The sequence below is a fragment of the Pseudomonas fluorescens genome, assembly GCF_012974785.1.
Classification (GTDB): Bacteria; Pseudomonadota; Gammaproteobacteria; order Pseudomonadales; family Pseudomonadaceae; genus Aquipseudomonas; species Aquipseudomonas fluorescens_BT.
The window spans coordinates 1,433,873-1,459,372 of record NZ_CP027561.1 but is presented as its reverse complement, the minus strand read 5'-3'; the positions used below and the strand labels follow the sequence as shown (position 1 = coordinate 1,459,372).

At 61.9% G+C, this 25,500-nt stretch carries 24 protein-coding genes; 12 read left to right on the top strand and 12 right to left on the bottom strand.

The features are described from left to right. Nucleotides 1–29: 29 nt before the first annotated feature. Nucleotides 30–935 (bottom strand): acyl-CoA dehydrogenase family protein, encoded by a 906-nt coding sequence (locus C6Y56_RS06520; RefSeq protein ID WP_169429194.1) that lies wholly within the window; start codon nt 933–935, stop codon nt 30–32. A gap of 153 nt (nt 936–1,088) precedes the next feature. Between C6Y56_RS06520 and olsB the strand changes: the two genes are divergently transcribed. Together olsB and C6Y56_RS06510 are read left to right on the top strand one after the other, a co-directional pair. After that, nucleotides 1,089–1,844 (top strand): L-ornithine N(alpha)-acyltransferase, encoded by a 756-nt coding sequence (olsB, locus tag C6Y56_RS06515; RefSeq protein ID WP_085729947.1) that lies wholly within the window; start codon nt 1,089–1,091, stop codon nt 1,842–1,844. Beyond that, nucleotides 1,844–2,638 carry a lysophospholipid acyltransferase family protein gene (locus C6Y56_RS06510; protein WP_169429193.1) on the top strand — a complete coding sequence of 265 codons (795 nt, stop codon included), beginning with the start codon at nt 1,844–1,846 and terminating at the stop codon, nt 2,636–2,638. Before olsB ends, C6Y56_RS06510 begins: the two co-directional genes overlap by 1 nt. Before the next feature lie 14 nt (nt 2,639–2,652). Here C6Y56_RS06510 and C6Y56_RS06505 read toward each other — a convergent pair whose 3' ends face one another. Next, entirely contained in the window at nt 2,653–3,225 is a 573-nt protein-coding gene (locus C6Y56_RS06505; protein ID WP_169429192.1) for an ACP phosphodiesterase, read from the bottom strand. 171 nt (nt 3,226–3,396) lie between these two features. Here C6Y56_RS06505 and C6Y56_RS06500 point away from each other — a divergent pair, with 171 nt between their 5' ends. Genes C6Y56_RS06500 through C6Y56_RS06490 form a run of 3 tightly spaced genes read left to right on the top strand, consistent with a single transcriptional unit; the run spans nt 3,397 to nt 5,978 of the window. Then, nucleotides 3,397–3,699: an ArsR/SmtB family transcription factor gene (locus C6Y56_RS06500; RefSeq protein WP_007957866.1), complete on the top strand. Its 303-nt coding sequence runs from the start codon at nt 3,397–3,399 to the stop codon at nt 3,697–3,699. Between the two features lie 33 nt (nt 3,700–3,732). Then, nucleotides 3,733–4,896, top strand: coding sequence for an MFS transporter (locus C6Y56_RS06495; protein ID WP_011332833.1), 1,164 nt, complete (start codon nt 3,733–3,735; stop codon nt 4,894–4,896). Nucleotides 4,897–4,928: 32 nt separating this feature from the next. Continuing rightward, on the top strand, nt 4,929–5,978 hold the full coding sequence (locus C6Y56_RS06490) for an alkene reductase (protein WP_169429191.1): 1,050 nt from the start codon (nt 4,929–4,931) through the stop codon (nt 5,976–5,978). A gap of 249 nt (nt 5,979–6,227) precedes the next feature. Here the strand turns inward: C6Y56_RS06490 and emhR are convergent, their stop codons facing one another. Then, nucleotides 6,228–6,860 carry an efflux system transcriptional repressor EmhR gene (gene emhR / locus C6Y56_RS06485; RefSeq protein WP_114881735.1) on the bottom strand — a complete coding sequence of 211 codons (633 nt, stop codon included), beginning with the start codon at nt 6,858–6,860 and terminating at the stop codon, nt 6,228–6,230. Nucleotides 6,861–7,127: 267 nt separating this feature from the next. On the opposite strand from emhR, the gene emhA reads away from it, so the two are divergent. From emhA to C6Y56_RS06450, 7 genes are all read left to right on the top strand, one after another. Then, nucleotides 7,128–8,285, top strand: a complete 1,158-nt coding sequence (gene emhA, locus C6Y56_RS06480; protein ID WP_169429190.1) for an efflux RND transporter periplasmic adaptor subunit EmhA — start codon at nt 7,128–7,130, stop codon at nt 8,283–8,285. Nucleotides 8,286–8,288: 3 nt separating this feature from the next. Further along, nucleotides 8,289–11,453 carry an efflux RND transporter permease subunit EmhB gene (emhB, locus tag C6Y56_RS06475; RefSeq protein WP_169429189.1) on the top strand — a complete coding sequence of 1,055 codons (3,165 nt, stop codon included), beginning with the start codon at nt 8,289–8,291 and terminating at the stop codon, nt 11,451–11,453. Then, nucleotides 11,450–12,910, top strand: coding sequence for an efflux RND transporter outer membrane subunit EmhC (emhC, locus tag C6Y56_RS06470; RefSeq protein ID WP_169429188.1), 1,461 nt, complete (start codon nt 11,450–11,452; stop codon nt 12,908–12,910). The genes emhB and emhC overlap by 4 nt, the downstream gene beginning before the upstream one ends. Before the next feature lie 287 nt (nt 12,911–13,197). Further along, the gene (locus C6Y56_RS06465) at nt 13,198–14,457 is read left to right on the top strand and encodes an OprD family porin (protein ID WP_169429187.1); all 1,260 of its coding nucleotides are present in this window, start codon (nt 13,198–13,200) and stop codon (nt 14,455–14,457) included. 185 nt (nt 14,458–14,642) lie between these two features. Further along, nucleotides 14,643–15,833 carry an NAD(P)/FAD-dependent oxidoreductase gene (locus C6Y56_RS06460; RefSeq protein ID WP_169429186.1) on the top strand — a complete coding sequence of 397 codons (1,191 nt, stop codon included), beginning with the start codon at nt 14,643–14,645 and terminating at the stop codon, nt 15,831–15,833. Between the two features lie 26 nt (nt 15,834–15,859). Then, nucleotides 15,860–16,216 carry a DUF1641 domain-containing protein gene (locus C6Y56_RS06455; RefSeq protein WP_243433378.1) on the top strand — a complete coding sequence of 119 codons (357 nt, stop codon included), beginning with the start codon at nt 15,860–15,862 and terminating at the stop codon, nt 16,214–16,216. A gap of 21 nt (nt 16,217–16,237) precedes the next feature. Beyond that, a complete protein-coding gene (locus tag C6Y56_RS06450; RefSeq protein ID WP_169429185.1) occupies nt 16,238–17,056 on the top strand; it encodes a methyltransferase domain-containing protein in 819 nt (272 codons plus the stop codon). A gap of 51 nt (nt 17,057–17,107) precedes the next feature. On the opposite strand, the gene pcaC is transcribed toward C6Y56_RS06450, so the two are convergent. From pcaC to C6Y56_RS06405, 9 genes are all read right to left on the bottom strand, one after another. Next, a complete protein-coding gene (gene pcaC, locus C6Y56_RS06445; protein ID WP_011332825.1) occupies nt 17,108–17,500 on the bottom strand; it encodes a 4-carboxymuconolactone decarboxylase in 393 nt (130 codons plus the stop codon). Nucleotides 17,501–17,510: 10 nt separating this feature from the next. Then, the gene (pcaD, locus tag C6Y56_RS06440) at nt 17,511–18,302 is read right to left on the bottom strand and encodes a 3-oxoadipate enol-lactonase (RefSeq protein WP_169429184.1); all 792 of its coding nucleotides are present in this window, start codon (nt 18,300–18,302) and stop codon (nt 17,511–17,513) included. A 12-nt stretch (nt 18,303–18,314) separates the two neighbouring features. Beyond that, nucleotides 18,315–19,679, bottom strand: a complete 1,365-nt coding sequence (locus C6Y56_RS06435) for a 3-carboxy-cis,cis-muconate cycloisomerase (RefSeq protein WP_169429183.1) — start codon at nt 19,677–19,679, stop codon at nt 18,315–18,317. Nucleotides 19,680–19,724: 45 nt separating this feature from the next. Then, the gene (locus tag C6Y56_RS06430; RefSeq protein WP_169429182.1) at nt 19,725–21,020 is read right to left on the bottom strand and encodes an MFS family transporter; all 1,296 of its coding nucleotides are present in this window, start codon (nt 21,018–21,020) and stop codon (nt 19,725–19,727) included. A gap of 193 nt (nt 21,021–21,213) precedes the next feature. Next, a complete protein-coding gene (gene pcaG, locus C6Y56_RS06425) occupies nt 21,214–21,780 on the bottom strand; it encodes a protocatechuate 3,4-dioxygenase subunit alpha (RefSeq protein ID WP_169429181.1) in 567 nt (188 codons plus the stop codon). A 1-nt stretch (nt 21,781) separates the two neighbouring features. After that, a complete protein-coding gene (gene pcaH / locus C6Y56_RS06420; protein ID WP_169429180.1) occupies nt 21,782–22,486 on the bottom strand; it encodes a protocatechuate 3,4-dioxygenase subunit beta in 705 nt (234 codons plus the stop codon). A 36-nt stretch (nt 22,487–22,522) separates the two neighbouring features. Further along, on the bottom strand, nt 22,523–23,728 hold the full coding sequence (gene pcaF / locus C6Y56_RS06415; protein WP_169429179.1) for a 3-oxoadipyl-CoA thiolase: 1,206 nt from the start codon (nt 23,726–23,728) through the stop codon (nt 22,523–22,525). Continuing rightward, nucleotides 23,725–24,504 (bottom strand): CoA-transferase subunit beta, encoded by a 780-nt coding sequence (locus C6Y56_RS06410; RefSeq protein WP_169429178.1) that lies wholly within the window; start codon nt 24,502–24,504, stop codon nt 23,725–23,727. Before C6Y56_RS06410 ends, pcaF begins: the two co-directional genes overlap by 4 nt. Beyond that, complete coding sequence (locus C6Y56_RS06405) at nt 24,504–25,361, bottom strand: CoA transferase subunit A (RefSeq protein ID WP_003222404.1); 858 nt, start codon at nt 25,359–25,361, stop codon at nt 24,504–24,506. The genes C6Y56_RS06410 and C6Y56_RS06405 overlap by 1 nt, the downstream gene beginning before the upstream one ends. Nucleotides 25,362–25,500 lie beyond the last annotated feature (139 nt).

Here is a 25,500-nt window from a genome sequence, read left to right as displayed (position 1 = left end):
CGAGGGCTCTGGGAATGAACCTGAGAAGACTAGCCGGCGTTCATGACAGATGTGTTTTGGTTTGCCCCCAAAGCCTTGGCCAGGCGTTTGGCCCGCGCACCCGCCGCCAGTTGCATGACCGATTGATCGCGCTGCCACATCGCCGCCCACTCAGGATCGCCGTCACGCAGGGCCTGATCGACTTCCTCTTTAAGCCCGTCGAACTGCGCAAACAAGCCGCCGAGCAACACATGCCCCGCCGGATTGTTCGGTGGCTGGCGACTGACTTCTGCGCACCCGGCCAGCAGCGCCAGCAAGCGCAATTGCAGCGGCTGCGGCCAGCCGCTGTCCTGACCGACGCCGTACAGCCACGCGGTCATCGCGCTCAATACGTAAACGTCTTCAAGGGTGCGGAACGGTTTGACGTAGGCATCCCAACCGTCCCCGGCGAGCAGTTCGCACAGAGCCTCGTCGAGGTACAAGCGGCCATGGCTGATGTCCGGCATCAATGGCAGCGCCGGCAGTTTTTCCACTCGCACACCGGGCTCGCCGGGGTAAACCACCGCCAGGCTCAGGCGTGGTGATTCGCCGGGCTGCTCACTGCGGGCGGCGATCAGCAGCCAGTCCGCCGCATCGCCGGCAGTGACAAAATCCTTTTGCCCGGTGAGGCGCAGATCCGTGAGCCGGGTCTGCATGTCCGCCGGGCGCAGGCTGCGCTGCTCGGTCGCACACATCGCGCCGAGGCTCGGCGGCGCGCTCGGCCAGAGCATGCGCAACGCCGCTTGATACCCCACCAGAAACGCCAGCCCCGGCGTCGCCATTCGCCGCCCTCCCGCCACGGCCAGTTCGAACGGCGTCACGCTGCCCAGTTGATACAGCAACGTGGCGAAGCCCTCCGCCAGATCGGCAACGGCGGGCAGGCGTTCGCGGCATTCAAGCAGGGTCGACCAGGTCATCGGAGGCTCCTTGTGGGCTGTCATATAAGCATCACCAAACATTCATGGCGATGACACCGGGGCTACATAGCCTGACTTTGCACAACACGGCTGCATAAAGAAAGTCGATCGGCTGCAACCCATGACGGGTTCAAGGCCCGTACGGAGATTCACATGACTCAGATCGCCCGCATCAGCGACACCGGCAATGAACGCCGCCTGCAAGCCGAACGCCTGATCGGCGCCGAGGCCTTGCAGCAAGCCCAGGCCTTGCGCTTCAACGTGTTCAGCGGCGAGTTCAACGCCAAGCTGAACGGCGCGGAGCTGGGTCTGGACATGGACGACTATGATGTTCACTGCAGCCACATCGGCGTGCGTGACCTGAACACCGGGCGCCTGGTGGCGACCACCCGTTTGCTCGATCACACCGCCGCCAGCAGCCTGGGCAAGTTCTACAGCGAAGAAGAATTCAGCCTGCACGGCCTCGCCGGCCTGCAAGGCCCGATCCTGGAAATCGGTCGCACCTGCGTCGACCCGGCCTACCGCAACGGCGGCACCATCGCCGTGCTTTGGGGCGAACTGGCCGAAGTCCTCAATCAGGGCGGCTACAGCTACCTGATGGGCTGCGCGAGCATTCCGATGCAGGACGGCGGCGTGCAGGCCCACGCGATCATGCAGCGCCTGCGCGAACGCTATCTATGCACCGAACACCTGCGCGCCGAGCCGAAGAATCCGTTGCCAACCCTGGATATTCCGTCGAACGTGATCGCCGAAATGCCGCCGCTGCTCAAGGCCTACATGCGCCTGGGCGCGAAGATCTGCGGCGAGCCGTGCTGGGACGAAGACTTCCAGGTCGCCGACGTGTTCATCCTGCTCAAGCGCGACGAACTCTGCCCACGCTACGCCAAGCACTTCAAGGCGGCCGTGTGATGAGCCGGCTGCGGGTGTACGCGCGGATCGCGCGAGTGCTGCTGGTGGTGACGCTGGGCTTGAGCATGGCCAGTGTCTTCGGGGTTTTCGAGCGTTTGGGTCTGGCCCATTCGATGCAACGCCGGCAGCGCTGGTCGCGGTTTTTCATGGCGCGCCTGAGCAATGCCCTGCCCTTTCGCGTGACCGTCCATGGCGAGCTGCCGAAGCAGCCGATGCTGTGGGTCAGCAACCATGTGTCGTGGACTGACATTCCGCTGCTCGGGATGCTCACACCGCTGTCGTTTCTGTCCAAGGCCGAAGTGCGCACCTGGCCGGTGGCCGGCTGGCTGGCGGCGAAGGCCGGCAGTCTGTTCATCCGTCGCGGCTCGGGCGACAGCCAGTTGATCCGCAAGCAGATGACCCGTCACCTGCAAACCGATCATCCGCTGCTGATGTTCCCGGAAGGCACCACCACCGACGGCCGTTCGCTGCGCACCTTTCATGGTCGTCTGCTGTCGGCGGCGATTGATTCCGAGGTGAAGCTGCAACCGGTGGCGATCCGTTATTTGCGCAATGGCGAGATTGATTCGCTGGCACCGTTCATTGGCGACGATGATCTGCTGTCGCACCTGATGCGTCTGTTCAGCAACGATTGCGGCGAGGTGGAAGTTCACCTGCTCAAGCCGATTGCCTGCCAGGGCCGGGAACGCGCAGCGCTGGCGTACGAAGCCCAGCAAGCGGTGCACAAAGCGTTGTTCGGCGAAGTGGCCAAACCCGCTGAACCCCGTCGCGCAGGCGAGTTGATCGCTGCCTGAACGTCATCATCTGCCTACAGCTGCCGGCCTGCGAAGTCCTGCAGTTGTGGGTAGAACAAGCGAAAGTCATCACTGAGCGGTTCATACAGACACCGCAATTCCTGCATCGCCCCGGCCAGCTCTTCAGGCTTGCTCAGGCGCCGGGAAATCCCGCGCAGCACCTGTTCCAGCACTTCGAAATCCTGATACGAGCCCAACCAGTCATTGGCCACCATGTGCGGGGCGATCTTCGCCAGGCGCTCGGGCAACTGCCGCTCGCTGGTCAGCACGCGGTAAACGTCAGTCGTGAATTGTCCCAACGGCCGGTCGGCGTACAGCGCCCAATCGCGGGCGAGGCAATGGTCGAAGAACACGTCGAGCACGATGCCGGCGTAACGGCGGCGGGTCGAGGTAAACCGCGCCAGTGAAGCGTCGACCAACGGATGGCGATCGGTGAAGACATCGATCTGACGATGCAAGGCAATCGCCGCTTCGATCTCCGGGTCGAACTGCCCTTGCAGCCGTCCTTTGACGAAATCGCCATACAGACTGCCGAGCAGTTGACCGGGACGCTGGCCACCGAGGTGCAAATGTGCGAGATAGTTCATGGGCGCAGCTTAGCACCGCGTCCGCGTTTGTTTACACCTCACATATCGTTATAACCCGATATACCGATTTATGCGGTCGTCAGATCGAATTCATATTGGTATATCGCGAAATACCGATTTAAAGTTCGCCTCATCGCGATATAGCGCTACACACATCACGAGCACCCAGCCATGAACATTGACCTCGACGAAATAATAAAAGCCCTGGCACACCCAGTACGACGAGACATCCTCAACTGGCTGAAAGACCCGAAAGCCCAGTTTCCGGAACAGATCCACAACCACGAGTACGGCATCTGCGCCGGGCAGATCGATCAACGCTGCGGCCTGTCGCAATCGACCGTCTCCGCCCACCTGGCCACCCTGCAACGAGCAGGACTGATCAGCAGCCAGAAGGCCGGCCAGTGGCACTTTTTCAAACGCAACGAGGACGTGATCCAGGCGTTCCTCAGCACCCTCAGCAAAGAGCTCTGACCCTTAACGTCAGCCAGCTAAAAGGAACCAACGATGCCCCTCTCGCTACTCATACTCGCCTTGAGCGCCTTCGCCATCGGCACCACCGAGTTCGTCATCATGGGCCTGCTGCCCAATGTCGCGGCTGACCTCGGTGTGTCGATCCCCGGCGCCGGCTGGCTGGTGACCGGCTACGCCCTGGGCGTGGCGATTGGTGCACCGTTCATGGCAATGGCCACTGCAAAACTGCCGCGCAAGGCTGCACTGGTAACGCTGATGGGCATCTTCATTATCGGCAACCTGCTCTGCGCTATCGCCACTGATTACAACGTGCTGATGTTCGCCCGAGTCGTCACCGCTCTGTGCCACGGTGCGTTCTTCGGCATCGGTTCGGTGGTCGCTGCCAACCTGGTGGCGCCGAACAAACGCGCCTCCGCCGTGGCTCTGATGTTCACCGGCCTGACTTTGGCCAACGTCCTTGGCGTACCGCTGGGCACCGCCCTCGGTCAGGAAGCCGGCTGGCGCTCGACCTTCTGGGCAGTGACCGTCATCGGTGTGATCGCGCTGATCGGCCTGATCCGCTTCCTGCCGGCCAAGCGTGACGAAGAAAAACTCGACATGCGCGCCGAGTTGGCCGCGCTCAAAGGCGCCGGTATCTGGCTGTCGCTGAGCATGACCGCATTGTTCGCCGCCTCGGTGTTCACTCTGTTCACTTACGTCGCACCGTTACTGGGCGATGTCACCGGTGTCTCGCCCCGTGGCGTGACCTGGACCCTGATGCTCATCGGCCTGGGCCTGACCGTCGGCAACATCATCGGCGGCAAACTGGCCGACAAGGGCCTGGCCGCGACGCTGATCGGCGTGTTCATCGCCATGGCCGTGACCTCCACCGTCCTGACCTGGACCAGCATCGCGCTGATCCCGACCGAGATCACTCTGTTCCTCTGGGCCACCGCGTGTTTCGCCGCCGTGCCGGCCCTGCAAGTGAACGTCGTGACCTACGGGCAGGCCGCACCGAACCTGGTGTCGACCCTGAACATCGGCGCCTTCAACGTCGGCAACGCCCTCGGCGCCTGGGTCGGCGGCAGCGTCATCGCCCACGGCTACGGCCTGACCAGCGTGCCTCTGGCCGCTGCCGCGCTCGCGGTCCTGGCCCTGCTGGTGACCCTGATCACTTTCCGCCAGAACGGTAATCCCGAGCTGGCCACCGCTAACTGATTCACTCACTTACTTCACGAGGGTTGTATCTCATGGCAACAATTTTCGATCCGATCAAACTGGGCGATCTCGAACTGTCCAACCGCATCATCATGGCACCGCTGACTCGCTGCCGCGCCGACGAAGGCCGCGTGCCGAACGCGCTGATGGCCGAGTACTACGTACAACGTGCCTCGGCCGGCCTGATCATCAGCGAAGCCACTTCGGTGACCCCGATGGGTGTCGGCTACCCGGACACCCCGGGCATCTGGTCCAACGACCAGGTGCGTGGCTGGACCAACGTGACCAAGGCCGTTCATGCGGCCGGCGGCAAGATCGTTCTGCAACTGTGGCACGTGGGCCGGGTTTCCCACCCGTCGTACCTGAACGGCGAAGCGCCGGTTGCACCGAGCGCCATCCAGCCGAAAGGCCACGTCAGCCTGGTTCGCCCACTGGCCGACTACCCAACCCCGCGCGCACTGGAAACCGCTGAAATTGCCGACATCGTCGACGCCTATCGCGTCGGTGCGGAAAATGCCAAGGCGGCCGGCTTCGACGGCGTGGAAATCCACGGCGCCAATGGTTACCTGCTCGACCAGTTCCTGCAAAGCAGCACCAACCAGCGCACCGACCACTACGGCGGCTCCCTGGAGAACCGTGCCCGCCTGCTGCTGGAAGTGACCGACGCGGCCATCGAAGTCTGGGGTGCCGGTCGTGTCGGCGTCCACCTGGCTCCGCGCGCCGACTCCCATGACATGGGCGACGACAACCTCGCTGAAACCTTCACCTACGTTGCCCGCGAACTGGGCAAGCGTGGCATCGCCTTCATCTGCTCCCGCGAGAAAGAAGGCGCCGACAGCCTCGGCCCACAGCTGAAGGAAGCCTTCGGCGGCGCGTACATCGCCAACGAACGCTTCACCAAGGACAGCGCCAACGCCTGGCTGGCCGAAGGCAAGGCTGACGCCGTGGCATTCGGTGTGCCGTTCATTGCCAACCCGGACCTGCCGGCCCGCTTGAAGGCCGATGCGCCACTGAACGAACCGCACCCGGAAACCTTCTACGGCAAAGGCGCAGTCGGCTACCTCGACTACCCGACCCTGTAAGCCTCACCGCAGAAACGCAAAAGCCCCCGACTCGTGAGAGTCGGGGGCTTTTTATTGGTCGCCGGGCGGCCAAGCCGTTCACATTCGTTCACAGGCTCGACACAAAATTGCTACAAAATACGTAGCTCGCTACCTATCAACCCGCGCCACAGAGGTATATAAAAGCATCCCATTGCAGCGGGGCGAGTGAACAGGGATCTTCACCCTCCTCCGTCATTGACACAAACTGATCCAATAACGAATTTTGTTTCATTTGCGCAGGCTGGGGCTCCAACGCAGCATGTCCAGCCCGGTATCGACCCAGCGCTCGGCCTCGGCGTACAGCTCAAAGCTGTCCGGGGCCAGCAGCCACTGATACAGGATGCCATCGATAAAAGCGTGAATGCTGATGGCTGCGCGGGCGGTATCGAGGTCTGCCGGCAACTGCCCACGATTGACCGCATTACTCAATGTCAGCGCGATCCGCACATTGCAATCGAGGCTGGCGGTCCGGCGCTGTTGGCGCAGATCGCACATTTCATCGGTGAATTCGCACTTATGAAACAGAATTTCGTTGATACGCCGGGTCTTCGGGTCCAGTGCAACTTGATGAAACAAATGAATCAGCAGCTTGCGCATGCAGCCCAGCGGGTCGGGTTCGTCCTCGCTTTCACTGGCCTTGGCCAACTCATCCAGCGGCTCATGCAGCGTATCGAGCATCGCCTGCAGCAAATCGGCCTTGTTGCTGAAGTGCCAATAGATGGCGCCACGCGTCACGCCGGCCAGGCTCGCGATATCGGAGAGCGTCGTGCGAGCCACTCCCCTCTCAAAGAAAGCTTTTTCGGCGGCTTCCAGAATCTGGCTGCGCGTTTCCTGAGCTTCCTCTTTGGTACGACGAACCATGGCAGTAAAACCTCAAACAAAATGTTTCAGGGATGGCTGAATATCCGCTGAATAAAAAGGGGTGGATCTCTCGCGGATCGACGCCCCCGGCCTACAATTTCAGACCTTGCCACGACTTTTGTAACCGGATGGGTACGCAGCGAAGGTGTTTACAAACAACCATGAACGTAAGTATATTCCTTAGCAAGCTACTTATCCACCCGGCACCCATTTTTTACCCTTCCACACTTCTTGTGCGCTTTTCGCGCGCCTGACCCGAGGATCTTCATGCAATTCAAGCCAGCTGTTACCGCTCTGGTCACTGCCGTCGCCCTGGCATCGCTGCTCAGCGGATGTAAAAAGGAAGAGGCGGCTCCCGCCGCACCACCTCCTCAGGTCGGCGTCGTCACCCTGCAACCACAAGCCTTTACCCTGACTTCCGAACTGCCGGGCCGCACCAGCGCGTTTCGCATTGCCGAAGTTCGTCCGCAGGTCAACGGCATCATTCTCAAGCGTCTGTTCAAGGAAGGCGGCGATGTCAAAGCCGGCCAGCAGCTGTATCAGATCGATCCGTCGGTCTATGAAGCGACCCTGAAAAGCGCCGAAGCCAACCTGCGTTCGACAAAGTCGATTTCCGACCGTTACAAGCAACTGGTCGACGAGCAGGCCGTCAGCCGTCAGGAATACGACACCGCCGTGGCCAATCGCCTGCAATCGGAAGCGTCGTTGCAGACCGCACAGATCAACGTGCGCTACACCAAGGTGTACGCACCGATCTCCGGGCGTATCGGCCGCTCTTCGGTGACCGAAGGCGCACTGGTCAGCAACGGCCAGGCCGATGCGATGGCGACCATCCAGCAACTGGACCCGATCTACGTCGACGTCACCCAGTCTTCGGTGGAACTGCTGGAACTGCGCCGCGAACTGGAAAGCGGCCGTCTGCAGAAGGCCGGCGACAACGCCGCTGCGGTCAAGCTGACCCTGGAAGACGGCAGCCAGTACAAGCTCGACGGTAAGCTGGAATTCTCCGAAGTGTCGGTCGATCAGACCACCGGTTCCGTGACCCTGCGCGCCGTGTTCCCTAACCCGGATCACACCCTGCTGCCCGGCATGTTCGTCCACGCGCAGTTGCAGGCCGGTGTGAACAGCGCCGCGATCCTCGCACCGCAGCAAGGCGTGACCCGCGACCTCAAAGGCACCCCGACCGCGCTGGTCGTCGGACCGGACAACAAGGTCGAACTGCGTCAGCTCAAGGCCAGCCGCACCGTCGGCAGCCAATGGCTGATCGAAGACGGCCTGAAGGCCGGCGATCGTCTGATCACCGAAGGGCTGCAATTCGTCAAGCCAGGCATCGAAGTCAAGCCAAGCGAAGCGACCAACGTCGGCAACAAGAACCCGGCCCCCGCTCAGGCAGCTGACAAAGCCGCCGGCGGCAAAGGGGAGTAATCCATGTCAAAATTTTTCATCGACCGTCCGATTTTCGCCTGGGTAATTGCCCTGGTGATCATGCTGGTCGGGGCACTTTCGATCCTGAAACTGCCGATCAACCAGTACCCGAGCATTGCGCCACCGGCCATTGCGATCTCCGTGACCTACCCGGGTGCTTCGGCACAGACGGTTCAGGACACCGTGGTGCAAGTGATCGAGCAGCAGCTCAACGGTATCGACAACCTGCGTTATGTGTCTTCGGAAAGTAACTCCGACGGCAGCATGACCATCACCGCGACCTTCGAGCAAGGCACCAACTCCGACACCGCGCAGGTCCAGGTCCAGAACAAGCTGAACCTGGCCACCCCGCTGCTGCCGCAGGAAGTGCAGCAACAGGGTATCCGCGTGACCAAGGCAGTGAAGAACTTCCTGCTGGTGATCGGTGTGGTGTCGCGTGACGGCAGCATGACCAAGGACGACCTGTCCAACTACATCGTGTCGAACATGCAGGACCCGATCTCGCGGACCGCCGGTGTCGGTGACTTCCAGGTCTTCGGTGCCCAGTACGCGATGCGCATCTGGCTCGACCCGGCCAAGTTGAACAACTTCAACCTGACCCCGGTCGACGTGAAAACCGCGATTGCGGCGCAGAACGTCCAGGTGTCGTCCGGTCAGCTCGGTGGCTTGCCTGCCGTGCAGGGCCAGCAGTTGAACGCCACGATCATCGGCAAGACCCGTCTGCAGACCGCCGAGCAGTTCAAAGAGATTCTGCTCAAGGTCAACAAGGACGGCTCGCAGGTTCGCTTGAAAGACGTCGCCGACGTCGGCCTGGGTGGCGAGAACTACGCCATCAGCGCCCAGTTCAACGGCAGCCCGGCTTCCGGACTGGCAGTGAAACTGGCCAACGGCGCCAACGCCCTCGACACCGCCAAGGCACTGCGCAAGACGATTGACGACCTCAAGCCGTTCTTCCCGCAAGGCATGGAAGTGGTGTTCCCGTACGACACCACCCCGGTGGTGACCGAATCGATCAAGGGTGTGGTTGAAACCCTGGTCGAAGCGATCGTGCTGGTGTTCCTGGTGATGTTCCTGTTCCTGCAGAACTTCCGCGCCACCGTCATCACCACGATGACCGTGCCGGTGGTATTGCTCGGTACGTTCGGCATCCTGGCGGCGGCCGGCTTCAGCATCAACACCCTGACCATGTTCGGTATGGTCCTGGCCATCGGCTTGCTGGTGGACGACGCCATCGTCGTGGTGGAAAACGTCGAGCGGGTGATGAGCGAAGAAGGCTTGTCACCGAAGGAAGCGACCAAGAAATCCATGGGCCAGATCCAGGGCGCTCTGGTCGGTATCGCCCTCGTTCTGTCGGCGGTATTGCTGCCGATGGCGTTCTTCAGCGGCTCCACCGGTGTGATCTACAAGCAGTTCTCGATCACCATCGTGTCGGCCATGGCGTTGTCGGTACTGGTCGCGCTGATCTTCACCCCGGCGCTGTGCGCCACCATGCTCAAGGCGATTCCGCACGGTGAGCACGGTGCGCCGAAAAAAGGCTTCTTCGGCTGGTTCAACCGCAACTTCGACCGTGGCGTTCGTGGCTACGAGCGCGGTGTCGGCAACATCCTGCAGCGCAAGGCACCGTACCTGCTGGCCTACCTGCTGATCGTGGTCGGCATGATCTGGCTGTTCACCCGCATCCCGACCGCGTTCCTGCCGGAAGAAGACCAGGGCGTTCTGTTCGCCCAGGTGCAGACCCCCGCCGGTTCCAGCGCCCAGCGCACTCAGGTGGTGGTGGATGAAATGCGTGAATTCCTGCTGCGTCCGACCAAGGACGGCGGTGAAGGCGACGCAGTAGCCTCGGTGTTCACCGTAACCGGCTTCAACTTCGCCGGCCGTGGCCAGAGTTCGGGTATGGCGTTCATCATGCTCAAGCCGTGGCACGAGCGAAACGCCGACAACAGCGTGTTCAAACTCGCCGCCCGCGCCCAGCAGCACTTCTTTACCTTCCGCGATGCGATGGTGTTCGCCTTCGCTCCGCCAGCGGTACTGGAGCTGGGTAACGCCACCGGTTTCGACGTGTTCCTGCAGGACCGCGCCGGTATCGGTCACGAAAAACTGATGGCTGCGCGCAACCAGTTCCTGGGCATGGCGGCACAGAGCAAAGTGCTGACCCAGGTCCGTCCGAACGGTCTGAACGACGAGCCACAGTTCCAGCTGGAAATCGATGACGAGAAGGCCAGTGCCCTGGGCATCACCATCGCCGACATCAACAACACATTGTCGATTGCGCTGGGCAGTAGCTACGTCAACGACTTCATCGACCGCGGTCGGGTGAAGAAGGTGTACGTGCAGGGCCGGCCAGACTCGCGCATGAGCCCGGAAGACCTGAAGAAGTGGTACGTGCGTAACGCCTCCGGCACCATGGTTCCGTTCTCCGCGTTCGCCAAGGGCGAGTGGATCTACGGTTCGCCGAAGCTTGCGCGTTACAACGGTGTTGAAGCGGTCGAGATCCTCGGTGCCCCGGCTCCGGGTTACTCCACCGGTGAAGCGATGGCCGAAGTCGAGGAGATCGCCAAGAAGCTGCCGGCCGGTGTGGGTATCTCGTGGACCGGTCTGTCGTACGAAGAACGACTGTCCGGCTCGCAGGCTCCGGCGCTGTACGCCCTGTCGCTGCTGATGGTGTTCCTGTGTCTGGCGGCGCTGTATGAAAGCTGGTCGATTCCGATCGCGGTCATGCTCGTGGTACCGCTGGGGATCATCGGTGCGCTGATGGCCACCAGCCTGCGCGGTCTGTCGAACGACGTGTACTTCCAGGTGGGTCTGTTGACGACCATCGGTCTGGCGGCTAAAAACGCCATTCTGATCGTCGAGTTCGCCAAGGAATTGCACGAGCAGGGACGCAGTCTGCGCGATGCGGCCATTGAAGCCTGCCGCATGCGTCTGCGACCGATCATCATGACGTCGCTGGCCTTCGTCCTCGGTGTTGTACCGTTGGCCATCTCCACCGGCGCAGGCTCGGGCAGCCAACACGCAATCGGTACCGGCGTGATTGGCGGTATGCTCACCGCAACGATCCTGGCGATATTCTGGGTTCCACTGTTCTTCGTCACTGTGTCGTCCATGGGTCAGCGCAAAAACGCCGGCAAGGATGACGCCATAGAAACTCCTAAAGAGGCTGGCCAATGAGCAAGTCGCTACTCTCCATCGCAGTCGCCGCCTTCGTGCTGAGCGGTTGCTCGCTGATACCGGATTATCAGCAGCCGGAAGCACCGGTGGCCGCGCAGTTCCCGCAGGGCCCGGCGTACTCGCCGGCCCAGGCACCGGCGCAGGCCGCTGCCGAACAGGGCTGGAAGCAGTTTTTCCATGACCCGGCCCTGCAGCAACTGATTCAGGTCGCCCTGGAAAACAACCGCGACCTGCGTGTCGCGGCGCTGAACATCGACGCCTACGCGGCTCAATACCGTATCCAGCGCGCCGACCTGTTCCCGGCCGTGTCGGCCAATGCCAGCGGCAGCCGTCAGCGGGTTCCGGCCCGTGCATCGCAGAGCGGTGAAGCGGCCATCAACAGTTCCTACTCCGCCACGGTCGGCATCAGCGCCTACGAACTCGACCTGTTTGGTCGGGTTCGCAGCCTGAGCGAACAAGCGTTGCAACAATACTTCGCCACCGAAGAAGCGCGCCGCAGCACCCAGATCAGCCTGGTGGCCAGCGTGGCCAACGCCTACCTGACCTGGCAGGCCGACAAGGAACTGCTCAAGCTGACTCAGGACACCCTCGGTGCCTTCGAGGAAAGCTACAAGCTGACCAGCCGCAGCAACGAAGTCGGTGTGGCCTCGGCGCTGGACCTGGCGCAGTCGCGCACCTCGGTCGAGAACGCCCGGGCACAACTGGCGCGTTACACCCGCCAGGTCGCTCAGGACGAAAACAGCCTGACCCTGCTGCTCGGCACCGGTGTGCCGGCCAACCTGCAAGCGGCCAAACCGCTGTCGGATGACCTGCTGGCCGACGTGCCGGCCGGCCTGCCGTCGGATCTGCTGCAGCGTCGTCCGGACATCCTTCAGGCCGAGTACAACCTGAAGGCGGCCAACGCCAACATTGGCGCGGCCCGTGCAGCGTTCTTCCCGAGCATCAGCCTGACCGCCAACGCGGGCAGCCTGAGCCCGGACTTGTCCGGCCTGTTCAAGGGCGGTTCGGGCACGTGGCTGTTCCAGCCGCAGATCAACCTGCCGATCTTCAACGCCGGCAGCCTGCGCGCCAGCCTCGACTACGCCAAGATCCAGAAGGACATTGGCGTGGCGAACTACGAGAAGTCCATTCAAACAGCCTTCCAGGAAGTCGCCGATGGCCTGGCCGCGCGCCAGACCTACACCGAGCAGTTGCAGGCTCAGCGTGACTTCGTCGCTGCGAACCAGGACTACTACCGTCTGGCCGAGCGTCGCTATCGCATCGGCGTCGACAGCAACCTGACCTTCCTCGATGCCCAGCGTCAGCTGTTCAGCGCGCAACAATCGCTGATCACCGACCGCCTCGCGCAGTTGACCAGTGCGGTCAACCTGTACAAGGCTTTGGGCGGCGGCTGGAATGCGCAGACCGCGCAGAACGAACCGCTCAAAGAAGAAGCGCCGAAGATGAAGCTGTTCTGATCATCCGGTGAACACGAGAAGCCCGCCGATTGGCGGGCTTTTTGTTGCCTGTGAATCTTGCGTTCGATAATCGCCCAAATTCCACTTTCGCCGATTGAATCGCCTCGCCCACGCCCCGCACCATTCGAACCACAAAACCAATAACAACAGGTTCGACACCATGCTCCCGCGCCCTGCTCCATCCGGCTGATCGCCGCCGCTTCGCCTCTGCATCCATCGAATTTCTGCGCCACCAATACGGCCGCAGCGTCCCCGTTTGCCCAAAAAAACAAGAGAGACCCGAGTCCATGACAACCTCCCCTGCGCCCTACGCATTTCCCGGCCTGATCGCCCTCGCCCTGGCCAGCGTCGCGCTGCCCGCTGCGGCTGAAGAAGCCGGTTTCATCGACGGGGCCAAGGCCAACCTGAACCTGCGCAACTTCTACATCAACCGCAACTTCACCAACCCGACCAAGGCTCAGGGCAAGGCTGAAGAATGGACGCAGAGCTTCATCCTCGACGCCAAGTCCGGCTTCACCCAGGGCACCGTCGGTTTCGGCATGGACGTATTGGGGTTGTACTCGGTGAAACTCGATGGCGGTAAAGGAACGGGCGGCACGCAATTGCTGCCCCTGGACCATGACGGTCGCCCGGCAGACAACTTCGGTCGCACCAACGTGGCGTTCAAGGCCAAGCTGTCGCAGACCGAAGTGAAGGTCGGTGAATGGATGCCGGTGCTGCCGATCCTGCGCTCGGACGACGGCCGCTCATTACCGCAGACCTTTCGCGGCGGCCAGATCACCTCGAAGGAAATCAATGGCCTGACCCTTTACGGCGGCCAGTTCCGCGCCAACAGTCCCCGTGACGACAGCAGCATGAGCGACATGTCGATGACCGGCAAAGCCGCGTTCACCTCCGACCGCTTCAACTTCCAGGGCGGCGAATACGTGTTCAACGACAAGCGCACCCAGATCGGCCTGTGGAACGCCGAACTCAAGGACATCTACAGCCAGCAATACGTCAACCTGATCCACAGCCAGCCGCTCGGCGACTGGACCCTGGGCGCCAACCTCGGCTTCTTCTATGGCAAGGACGACGGCAGTGCCCGCGCCGGCGACCTCGACAACAAGACCTGGTCGGGCATGTTTTCGGCGCGATACGGCGGCAACACCTTCTACGTCGGTCTGCAAAAACTCACCGGCGACAGCGCCTGGATGCGCGTCAATGGCACCAGCGGTGGAACGCTCGCCAACGACAGCTACAACTCCAGCTACGACAACGCCCGGGAACGTTCCTGGCAACTGCGCCATGACTACAACTTCGCCGCCCTCGGCGTTCCCGGCCTGACCCTGATGAACCGCTACATCAGTGGCGACAACGTCCACACCGGGACCACCACCGACGGCAAGGAATGGGGCCGGGAGTCCGAACTGGGCTACACCGTGCAAAGCGGTGCGCTCAAGGACCTGAACGTCAGATGGCGCAACTCGACCATGCGTCGTGATTTCAGCAACAACGAGTTTGACGAGAACCGCCTGATCGTCAGCTATCCAATCAGTCTGCTGTGAATGTGAAAACGGCGCTCCCCGCGAGCGCCGTCTTCAACCGCTGGTCATTTGAGTCTGGCAAGTCCCCGGGACCCGGTTACATTTAGGCGGTGTTTTTTATTCTCCAGCCCGCAGTAGGAGCCCATTTACCTTCCGTTATCTCCGGATGCTGTACGCGAAGCACACCTTGACCACGGAGGTCAGGTATGAAAAAGCGAATAGTTATCGTCGGTGGCGGCGTAGGCGGAACCATGCTGGCCAATCAACTGGTCGGCAAGCTGTATCCCGAAATCCTGCGTGGCGAAGTCTCGATCACCCTCCTGTCGGACTCCCCCGATCATTACTACAAACCCGCGTTCATGTACGTGGCGTTCAACCTGTTCTTCAAGGAAGAACTCAAACGTCCGGAACGCGAGTTGTTGCGCCCTGAAATCGACTTTCAGGTCGAACAGGTCACGCGGTTCGACTTCAACAACCAACGCCTCAAGACCCGTAGCGGCCAATGTCTGGGCTACGACTATCTGGTCATCGCCACCGGTTGTAAGCCCGCTCCGGAACGCATCGAGGGTTTGAAAGAGGCCGGCGACCATTTCTATCAATACGATCCGGCGCGCCAACTGGCACAACGTCTGAGCACGATTGAAAAGGGCCGGATTTTCATTACCGTGTCTTTTCCGCAGACTCCCAATGTGCCGCACCAATGCGGTATTGCTCCGGTAGAAACGACACTCATGCTGCATGATTTTCTGTGCCGTCGTGGTGTTCGCAAGAACGTGGAGATCATCTACACCTACCCGACTACCGCCCAGCTGTTGCGCAACTGTCTGTTCCTGCAACGCCCGACCGGAGAGATCCTGCCGGGCATTTTCGACAAAGCGGGCATCCAGTATCGGCGCGGTTTCACTCTGAGCCAGGTCGATCCCGACGCAAAAATCGCCTACTCCCATGAAGGCGCGGACGAACCGTTCGACATCCTGATGGCAACCCCGCCGATCCGCGCCGTGGATGCCGTGCTGGAATCCGGTATTTCCCAGGCGCCCAACAACGAAGGCTGGTTGCCGACCAACCACGAAACCCTGCAGGTCTATGGTCTGGACGGGGTCTATGTGATCGGCGACGCCGTTGACCTGCCAGTGAGCAAGGCCGGAGGCGCCTGCCATAACCAGGCGCCGGTGATCGCCAACAACATCGCCGCCGAAATCCGTCTGGGAAACCCCATCAGTGCCTATGACGGCCGCGTTCAGGCCGTTGCGCAAATGGGCCTGAATGCCGGAATGCCGCTTTGGTACGACTACAGCCGTGACGTACTGCCGACGCCACCGACCAAACTCGGAGGGCTGCTGCGCAATGGCTTTAATCGCGGTCTGTACTGGATGGCGGCCCGTGGAATGCTTTGACCCTGCACAGGGAGGAGTGATTGCTGATGAAAGAGTCTGAAGCCCTGTCGGCCACACCCGGCTACACCGCCCTGATGGCCAGACTGCAACCGTTGATCGACGCTGGACGGCTGGAAAACATTGTCGACCTGCTGTCCCTGCTGTCGGATCTGGTCGACCTGCTGGATGAAGCCATGGTGGAGAAACTGTCCTTGCTGATCGAACAGGCGGCAGCCTGCAGTTGGGAGGCGGCCAATGCTCTGCGTCTGGCCAAGGCTGAAGTCGCCGCGCAACACCAGCCACCAAGCGTTTTTGCCCTGCTCAAACTGTTGAACGACGGCGATACACGCAAAGGCGTGGCCGTTGTCCTGAAAGCGCTCAACGTCATCGGAAGACAACTTTAACTCGCCAGAGAGGATCACCTCATGAGCGTAAAACTCGAAACGCCGGTCAAGACCGGCACCGACTGGGACGCCCGGGCGTACCAGCAGTTTTCCCGTCTCAGGCAACAACCGGTCGACGAATTGCTCGGCCGTGTCGACCTGGAAAATCCCCAACGCATTTATGACTTGGGCTGCGGTACCGGAATTGCCACGAAGGTCCTGGCCGATCGCTGGCCCGAGGCAGAGATCAAGGGCATCGACAGTTCGAAAGACATGCTTCAGGTCGCCCGCTGCCTGCCGATCAAGGCGCGCTGGCAACACGCTGACCTGCAACACTGGAAACCCCGCAAGCCGGCCGACCTGTTGTTTGCCGCGGCCGTGTTGCACTTCATCGATGACCATCGAACGCTGTTGCCGGGATTGCTTCGCCACCTCAACACTGGCGGTTGTCTGGCCGCACACATGCCCGACTGGCGCGATGCGCTGTGGTATCGGTTGATGCTCGAAACCCTAGACGATGCCGGCCCCTGCGGTCGACCGATTGGCACCGCGCAATTGCGCCAGCGCATGGCGGCACGGACGTTGTTGTCACTGGAGGATTACTACCGTTTGCTCGCGCCGCTGACCCAATCGCTGGATATTTGGGAAACCGAACAGTTGCAGGTCGTGCGCGGAAGTTCGCCGATTTATGACTGGGTGAAGGTGTCGGCGCTGCGGCCGGTGATGCAGGGACTGACGTCAGAAGAACAGGCGCGCTTCATTTATCACTACCTGATGCGAGTGCATGCCCATTATCCGCAGGAGGATGACGGGCATACGCTGTTTGCGTTCAAGCGGATTTTCATTGTTGCCAAGGTGTGAAGTCCAAAGGATCGCAGCCTTCCACAGGCTGCGATTCTTCGAACTCGACGATTACTCGCGTGATTCGGTACCCAGCTCATCCCACACCGATTCGGCCAGATGAAACGTCGCATTCGCCGCCGGAATCCCGCAGTAGATCGCGCTCTGCATGATCACTTCCTTGATCTCGCCACGGCTCACGCCATTGTTGGCCGCCGCCCGCAGGTGCAACTTCAGTTCACCTTCGCGGTTCATGCCGATCAGCATGGCGATGGTGATCAGGCTGCGGGTATGGCGCGGCAGGCCCGGCCGGGTCCAGATGTCGCCCCAGGCGTGACGGGTGATCATCTCCTGGAATTCCGAGTTGAACTCGGTCAGCGTGGTCAGGCTGCGATCGACGTGAGCATCGCCGAGCACTGCGCGGCGCACCTGCATGCCGTCGTCGTAACGTTGTTTCTCGTCCACGGAAATCCCCTCAATCGGCCAGCAGGAATGTCAGCACACGGTCGCTGAACGCGTCGCCGGCCTGAACGTTGGAAAGATGCGCCGCATGGAACTCGGCGTACTCGGCGCCGCGCACGTGCTCCTGAATGAAATGCCCGCCGGACGGTGGCGTCACCGCATCTTCCGTACCGGCAATCACCAACAGCGGTGCCTTGATCGACGACAACTGCTCACGGAAATCCGCATCGCGCACCGCCGCGCAGTTGGCGGCGTAACCTTCAGGATTGGTCGCAGCCAGCATGTCGGTGATCTGCTTGGCCGCTGCCGGATTGGCGGCGGAAAAATCCGGAGTAAACCATCGGGCAATCGACGCATCGCGCAAGGCGACCATCGCCGCCGGGCCGTCACGCAGCACGGTTTCGATGCGCGGATTCCACACCGACGGATCGCCGATCTTTGCAGCGGTGTTGCACACGATCAGTTTGTTCAGACGCTCACCGGCATTGATCCCCAGCCACTGCCCGATCAACCCGCCCATCGACAGACCGCAGAAATGCGCACGTTCGATGTGCAGCGCATCCAGCAGCGCCAGCACGTCGCGACCCAGTTGCTCGATGCTGTAAGGGCCCGGCGTCACCAGCGACTGGCCGTGCCCGCGCGTGTCGAAACGCAGCACCCGAAAATGTTCGGTGAAGGCCGGCATCTGCGCGTCCCACATGTGCAGGTCGGTGCCCAACGAGTTGGACAGCACCAGCACCGGCGCATCGACCGGGCCTTCCAATGAGTAATGCAGTTCGCCATCGGCGAGTTGAACGAAAGCCACAGCCCTCTCCTTTCAGTCAGACAATGCGTTATGTTCGGCCACCGCACGCTCGACCCAGACCTGCGCCTGACCGAGGTAATGGGCGGGATCGAGCAGATGATCCAGTTCGGATGCGCTCAGTTCGGCGGTCACCTGCGGTTCGTCACCGAGTACCGCACGCAGGTGGCGTTGTTCGGCCACCGCTCGTTTGCAGCATTGTTCGAGCAGATGATGCGCGGTGTCGCGGCCGACTCGTTGCGCGAGCACGATGCTCACCGCTTCGGCCAGCACCAGACCTTGGGTCAATTCGAGGTTGCGGGCCATGCGCGCGACATCAACCTCCAGACCGTCGGCCAGCAACCGCGCCTGTTGCAGCGCACCTGACACCAGGCAGCAGATCTCCGGCAGGGTTTCCCATTCGGCGTGCCACAAGCCGAGGCTGCGCTCGTGCTCCTGAGGCATGGCGCTGAACAGCGTCGAGACCAGACCCGGCACACGGGTCGCCGCGCCGATCAGCACCGCTGCGCCCACCGGATTGCGTTTGTGCGGCATGGTCGATGAACCGCCCTTGCCCGGTGCCGAAGGCTCGAATACTTCCGCCGCTTCGGTCTGCATCAACAGGCTGATGTCGCGGCCGAACTTGCCGAGGCTGCCGGCAATCAGACCCAGCACCGCGCCAAACTCGACGATGCGATCACGCTGGGTGTGCCAGGGTTGTTCCGGCAGGGTCAGTTGCAGCTCTTCGGCCAGTGCACGGGCAATCGGCAACGCCTGTTCGCCCAGCGCCGCCAAGGTGCCGGACGCGCCGCCGAATTGCAGCACCAGCAGCCGCGGCTTGAGTTCGCGCAGACGCTGACGGCAGCGGGTCACGGCGCCGAGCCAACCGGCAATCTTCATCCCAAGGGTGACGGGCGTCGCGTGTTGCAGCCAGGTGCGCCCGGCCAGCGGCGTGGCGGCGTGGCGCTGCGCCTGAATGGCGAGGGAATCGGCCAGTTGCGCCAGCTCCCCTTCAATCAGTTCCAGCGCCTGGCGCAATTGCAGCACCAACCCGGAATCCATCACGTCCTGACTGGTAGCGCCCAGATGCACGTAGCGCTCGGCTTCGGCATCGGTCGCGGCAATCTGTTTGCCCAACGCCTTCACCAGGGGAATCGCCGAATTGCCGGCCGTGGCAATCGCCTCGCCCAGCGCTGCGAAATCAAACAGCCCGGCGCGGCAGGCGTTTTCGATCGACGCGACAGCACTCGCCGGAATCAATCCGACCCGCGCTTCGGCCCGGGCCAGCGCCGCTTCGAAGTCGAGCATCGCCTGCACCCGGCCCTGATCGCAGAACACGTCGCGCATATCGCGGGCAGTGAAGTAGGCATCGAACAATTGATTGCCCGGTCGCTGAGTCATAAACAGTCCTTGCCGGCGCGGGCCATCACGGCCCGCGCCCTTCGGTTAGAGATCGTGATGCAAATAGGCGGCCTGTTTCGGCAGGCGCAGGCTGAACAGGAACGCCACTGCCATCATCACCGTGACGTACCAGTAAAAGGCGTTTTCCATGCCCCCGGCCTTGAGGCTCAGGGCCACGTATTCGGCCGAACCGCCGAAGATCGCATTGGCCACCGCGTAAGCCAGGCCGACGCCGAGGGCGCGGACTTCCGGCGGGAACATTTCGGCTTTCACCAGGCCGCTGATCGAGGTGTAGAAACTGACGATCGCCAGTGCCACGGTGATCAGCACGAAGGCCAGGACCGGGCTGCTGACACTTTTCAGACTCAACAGAATCGGCACGGTGAACAGCGTACCGAGCGCGCCGAACCAAAGCATCGAGTTACGCCGGCCTATCTTGTCGGCGAGCATGCCGAACAGTGGCTGCATGCACATATAAAGGAAGAGCGCGCCCGTCATGATGTAGCTGGCGGTCTTGGCGTGCATGCCGGCGGTGTTCACCAGATACTTCTGCATGTAGGTGGTGAAGGTGTAGAAAATCAGCGAGCCACCGGCGGTGTAACCGAGCACGGTGATGAACGCCGCTTTGTGATCGCGGAACAACGCACGGATGCTGCCGGCGTCTTTGTTCTCGCGCATTTCCTTGCTGGCGGTTTCTTTCAGCGAGCGGCGCAGGAACAGGGAAATCAGCGCTGCTGCCGCACCGACCACGAACGGGATTCGCCAGCCGTAGGCACGCAATTCTTCTTCGGAGAGGAACTGTTGCAGGATCACCACCAGCAACACCGCCAGCAGTTGCCCGCCGATCAGCGTCACGTACTGGAACGAGGCGAAGAACCCGCGCTGCCCCTTGAGCGCGACTTCGCTCATGTAGGTCGCGGTGGTGCCGTATTCGCCGCCTACCGACAAGCCTTGCAGCAGACGCGCGAACAACAGCAGCAACGGCGCCCAGACGCCGATGCTGTTGTAGGTCGGCAGACAGGCGATGAGCAACGAGCCGAAGCACATCATCAATACCGAAATCATCATCGACGTCTTGCGGCCCTTCTTGTCCGCCAGACGCCCGAAAATCCAGCCGCCGATCGGGCGCATCAGGAACCCGGCGGCGAATACCCCGGCGGTGTTGACCAGTTGCACCGTAGGATTGTCGGAGGGGAAAAACGCCGGGGCGAAATAGATCGCGCAAAAGGCGTAGACATAAAAGTCGAACCATTCGACCAGGTTGCCGGACGACGCGCCGACAATGGCGAAGATGCGCTTGCTGCGCTCTTCGCCGGTGTAGTGGGAGGTGATAGTTGTCATTGTTTTTCACTCGATAGGGACAGTGAGAGTCTAGACATACTTTGCAACAGTCCCGTTCCGCAGATACTCAAGCGCTGCAAATCCCTGTGGGAGCGGGCTTGCCCGCGAAAGCGGTGGGTCAGCCAACATCAATGGCGACTGACAGGCCCTCTTCGCGAGCAAGCCCGCTCCCACAAGGGATGTGTGGTGATCTTCAGTAATCGAAGAACACGGTTTCCGCATCAGTGCCCTGCAGGATCACATTCCACTGATAAACACCCGCCGCATCCGGCTTGGCCAACAACGTGGTGCGGCGCTCGGCCGGTACGCATTCGAGCAACGGATCATTCACGTTTGCCGGATCGCCCTCGAAATAAATCCGCGTCAGCAAGTGTTTCACCAGACCGCGCGCAAACACCAGCACCACCAGATGTGGCGCCTGGGTCGTGCCTTTCAGGCCTTCGACCGTGCCCGGTTTGATCGTGGTGAAACGGAAGCGCCCTTCGGCATCCACCGGCACCCGGCCGAAACCTTCGAAATTCGGGTCCAGCGGTTTGGCCTGCTCGTCTTCCGGGTGATCGTATTTGCCGGCGGCGTTGGCCTGCCAGACTTCGAGCATGGCGTCGTTGACGACGTCGCCGTTGCCGTCCACCACTTGCCCGGTGATCGCCACGCGCTGGCCGAGGGTCAGTTCGTTGGCGAGGTTTTCACGGTTCAGCCAGGTCAGGCCGATGTGGTAATACGGCCCGACGGTGTGGGACGTGGTCGCAGTCAGGGTCATCTCATTTCTCCATCGGCGTGGCTTCGCGGCCGCGCAGCACGATGTCCCAGCGATAAGCGATGGCGTAGGACGGAATGGTTTTTTCCAGATCGAAAGCGGCGATCAGGCGTTCCTTGGCCGAGGTGTCCGGCACGCAGTTGTAGATCGGGTCGTACGGCAGCAGCGGATCGCCCGGGAAATACATCTGCGTGACCAGACGCGTCAGGATGCTCGGCCCGAACAGCGAGAAATGTACGTGAGCCGGGCGCCACGCGTTGTGGTGATTGCCCCACGGATAGGCGCCGGGCTTGATGGTCTGGAACTGATACCAGCCGTCGGCGTCGGTCACGGTGCGGCCGGTGCCGGTGAAGTTCGGGTCCAGGGGTGCGTCGTGCAGGTCACGGGCGTGGTTGTAGCGACCGGCGGCGTTGGCCTGCCAGATCTCCACCAGAATCCCCGGCACCGGCAGACCGTTTTCGTCGAGCACACGCCCATGAATGATGATCCGCTCGCCAAGGGGCTCACCCTGATGCTGGGCGGTCAGATCGTTATCGGTATCGGCCACACGCTCGGCACCGATGGTCGGCCCGGTGATTTCCGACAGCGAATGCGGCAGAAACACCAACGGCTTGGAGGGCGAGCGCAGATTGGTGGATTGATAATTGGGGTGCAGGTACGGCGGCTGGGTGCCTTCCTGCGGGCGGCGGTAACCAGGCTTGTCAGTCATTTCGCTTTCCTCTGTTCTTTTTCGTCACGGCTTGCGTCAGACGCGTTCGATGGCCAGGGCCAGACCCTGGCCGACACCGACGCACATGGTCGCCAGACCTTTCTTGCCACCGGTCTTTTCCAGCTGATGCAGGGCGGTCAGCACCAGACGCGCGCCGCTCATGCCCAGCGGATGACCAAGGGCGATCGCGCCGCCGTTCGGGTTGACCTGGGCCGCGTCGTCCGCCAGCCCCAGTTCGCGCAGCACCGCCAGACCCTGGCTGGCAAACGCTTCGTTGAGCTCGATCACGTCGAAATCGCTGACCGCCACGCCGAGGCGTTCGGTGAGTTTGCGCACCGCCGGCACCGGGCCGATGCCCATCACCCGTGGCGCAACCCCGGCACTGGCCATCCCGAGCACTTTGGCGCGGGCGGTCAGGCCGTGTTTTTTCACCGCTTCGGCCGAGGCCAGAATCAGCGCGGCAGCACCGTCGTTCACGCCCGAAGCGTTGCCGGCGGTGACGGTCTTGTCCGGGCCGTTGACCGGTTTCAGTCGGGTCAGGGCTTCAAGCGTGGTGTCGGCGCGGGGATGTTCGTCCTGGCTGACCACGGTTTCGCCCTTCTTGTGGGCAATCCGCACTTCGACGATTTCCTCGGCGAAGTACCCGGCAGCCTGGGCGGCGGCCGTACGTTGCTGACTGCGCAGGGCGAAAGCGTCCTGATCCTCGCGGGAAACTTCGTAGTCGTCGGCGACGTTGTCGGCGGTCTGCGGCATCGCGTCGACGCCGTACTGCGCTTTCATCAACGGGTTGATGAAACGCCAGCCGATGGTGGTGTCTTCCAGCTTCATGTTGCGCGAGAACGCCGCATCAGCCTTGCCCATCACGAACGGTGCACGGGACATCGACTCGACGCCGCCGGCAATCGCCAGCTCCATTTCACCGCTGGCGATGGCGCGGAACGCGGTGCCGATGGCATCCATGCCCGACGCGCAAAGCCGATTGAGAGTGACGCCGGGCACGCTGTCCGGCAGACCGGCCAGCAACAGCGCCATGCGCGCCACGTTGCGGTTGTCTTCGCCGGCCTGGTTGGCGCAGCCGAGGAACACTTCGTCGATGGCGCTCCAGTCCACCGAAGGATTGCGCTCCATCAGGGCCTTGATCGGCACGGCGGCCAGGTCGTCGGCGCGAACCGCTGCCAGACCGCCACCGAAACGGCCGATGGGGGTACGAATCGCATCGCAGATATAAACGTCGCGCATCATGCTTCTCCCGGTGCCTGGCCGTGGGCCGCTGCGGTGCGGGCTTCGAGATCGCGCAGGGCGGTCAGCTCGACCTCGGTCGGTTCAGCGGTAGTTGCAACGCTGTCGGCAAAACGGATCGCCCAACCGGTGGCGGCGACCACTTGCTCGCGGGTCACGCCCGGGTGCAGCGCGGTGACCACGAACTCATTAGTGCCCTCTTCCGGCTCCATGGTGCACAGGTCAGTAATGATGCCGACAGGACCTGCGCCCGGCAGGCCCAGACGTTTGCGCGAATCGCCGCCCTCGCCATGGCCGACCGAGGTAATGAAATCGAGCTTGTCGACAAACGAGCGCGCCGACTGTTTAAGGATGATCAGCACGCTTTTCGCGGAGCCGGCAATCTCTGGCGCGCCACCGGCACCCGGCAGACGGACTTTCGGTTGATGGTAATCGCCGACCACGGTGGTATTGATGTTGCCGAAGCGATCGACCTGCGCCGCGCCGAGGAAACCGACGTCGATGCGTCCGCCCTGCAGCCAGTAGCGAAAAATCTCACCGGTTGGCACGACGGTGTCAGCGGTTTCCGCCAGTTCGCCGTCACCGATGGACAGTGGCAACACGCTTGGCTTGGCACCGATAGGGCCCGACTCGTAGATCAGCACCACGTCCGGCGACGAGGTCAGGCGCGCCAGGTTGGCGGCTTTCGACGGCAGGCCGATGCCGACGAAGCACACCGAGCCGTTCTTCAGGCGACGGGCCGCGGCGACGGTCATCATTTCATTGGTGGTGTAAGTCATTACTTGGCCTCCGAAGCAGCGGCCAACTTGGCCTGGAACTCGCTGAAGTCAGCGCAGCCATGGATGTATTCGTTGATCCACGCGGTAAACGTCTCACGGTCGCGAGCGATCGGGTCCCACGCCTGATAGAAGCGGTTGTCACGCTCGGTGTAACCGTGGGCGTAGGACGGATGCGCGCCACCGGGCACATGGCAGACCGCACTCAAGGCCCAGGTCGGCAGCACGCAAGCGTTCATCGGGGCGTTGAGGTTGTCGACGATCTCTTCGACGGTGACGATGCAGCGCTTGGCGGCCAGTGCAGCTTCTTTCTGCACGCCGAGGATGCCCCACAGCAGCACGTTGCCTTGGCGGTCGGCTTTCTGGGCGTGGATCACGGTCACGTCCGGGCGCACCGACGGCACCGCCGCCAGCACTTCACCGGTGAACGGGCAAGTCACGGATTTGATCAGCGGGTTGACCTTCGGCAGGTCGGAACCGGCGTAGGCTCGCAGCACCGCGAACGGCAGGCCGGAAGCGCCAGCAACGTAGGCGTTGGCCAGGTCGGCGTGGCTGTGTTCTTCGATTTCCAGGGCATGCGGCCATTGCTTCTCGACTGCGTCGCGCAGACGGTGCAGCGAACCCACACCCGGGTTGCCGCCCCAGGAAAAGATCAGCTTGCGTGCACAGCCGGCGCCGATCAATTGGTCGTAGATCAGGTCAGGGGTCATCCGCACCAGCGTCAGATCTTTCTTGCCCTGACGAATGATTTCATGACCCGCTGCCGTAGGGATCAGGTGAGTGAAACCTTCGAGCGCGACGGTGTCGCCGTCGTTGACGAATTGCTTCACCGCGTCGTGCAGCGAAAGGATCTCAGCCATGGAGCGGGCTCCCGTTTTTGTAGTGAATCGCCAGTGATAAAAAGGCGCGAGGTTGTGCGCCGGAGTCACTGAAGATTAAGCCGCTGAAAATCACCAAACAATCCGATAATCGACTGAGTGTTCGATTATCGAACAGATT

Coding starts and splice junctions, on each gene's coding strand:
- C6Y56_RS06405 (WP_003222404.1), bottom strand. CDS start 25,361: ATGGCTGAGATCCTTTCGCTGCACGACGCGGTGAAGCAATTCGTCAAC.
- C6Y56_RS06460 (WP_169429186.1), top strand. CDS start 14,643: ATGAAAAAGCGAATAGTTATCGTCGGTGGCGGCGTAGGCGGAACCATG.
- C6Y56_RS06510 (WP_169429193.1), top strand. CDS start 1,844: ATGAGCCGGCTGCGGGTGTACGCGCGGATCGCGCGAGTGCTGCTGGTG.
- C6Y56_RS06410 (WP_169429178.1), bottom strand. CDS start 24,504: ATGACTTACACCACCAATGAAATGATGACCGTCGCCGCGGCCCGTCGC.
- C6Y56_RS06490 (WP_169429191.1), top strand. CDS start 4,929: ATGGCAACAATTTTCGATCCGATCAAACTGGGCGATCTCGAACTGTCC.
- C6Y56_RS06435 (WP_169429183.1), bottom strand. CDS start 19,679: ATGACTCAGCGACCGGGCAATCAATTGTTCGATGCCTACTTCACTGCC.
- C6Y56_RS06450 (WP_169429185.1), top strand. CDS start 16,238: ATGAGCGTAAAACTCGAAACGCCGGTCAAGACCGGCACCGACTGGGAC.
- C6Y56_RS06430 (WP_169429182.1), bottom strand. CDS start 21,020: ATGACAACTATCACCTCCCACTACACCGGCGAAGAGCGCAGCAAGCGC.
- C6Y56_RS06505 (WP_169429192.1), bottom strand. CDS start 3,225: ATGAACTATCTCGCACATTTGCACCTCGGTGGCCAGCGTCCCGGTCAA.
- olsB (WP_085729947.1), top strand. CDS start 1,089: ATGACTCAGATCGCCCGCATCAGCGACACCGGCAATGAACGCCGCCTG.
- pcaF (WP_169429179.1), bottom strand. CDS start 23,728: ATGATGCGCGACGTTTATATCTGCGATGCGATTCGTACCCCCATCGGC.
- C6Y56_RS06495 (WP_011332833.1), top strand. CDS start 3,733: ATGCCCCTCTCGCTACTCATACTCGCCTTGAGCGCCTTCGCCATCGGC.
- emhR (WP_114881735.1), bottom strand. CDS start 6,860: ATGGTTCGTCGTACCAAAGAGGAAGCTCAGGAAACGCGCAGCCAGATT.
- emhC (WP_169429188.1), top strand. CDS start 11,450: ATGAGCAAGTCGCTACTCTCCATCGCAGTCGCCGCCTTCGTGCTGAGC.
- pcaG (WP_169429181.1), bottom strand. CDS start 21,780: ATGACCCTGACTGCGACCACGTCCCACACCGTCGGGCCGTATTACCAC.
- emhB (WP_169429189.1), top strand. CDS start 8,289: ATGTCAAAATTTTTCATCGACCGTCCGATTTTCGCCTGGGTAATTGCC.
- C6Y56_RS06455 (WP_243433378.1), top strand. CDS start 15,860: ATGAAAGAGTCTGAAGCCCTGTCGGCCACACCCGGCTACACCGCCCTG.
- C6Y56_RS06500 (WP_007957866.1), top strand. CDS start 3,397: ATGAACATTGACCTCGACGAAATAATAAAAGCCCTGGCACACCCAGTA.
- pcaH (WP_169429180.1), bottom strand. CDS start 22,486: ATGACTGACAAGCCTGGTTACCGCCGCCCGCAGGAAGGCACCCAGCCG.
- C6Y56_RS06520 (WP_169429194.1), bottom strand. CDS start 935: ATGACCTGGTCGACCCTGCTTGAATGCCGCGAACGCCTGCCCGCCGTT.
- emhA (WP_169429190.1), top strand. CDS start 7,128: ATGCAATTCAAGCCAGCTGTTACCGCTCTGGTCACTGCCGTCGCCCTG.
- C6Y56_RS06465 (WP_169429187.1), top strand. CDS start 13,198: ATGACAACCTCCCCTGCGCCCTACGCATTTCCCGGCCTGATCGCCCTC.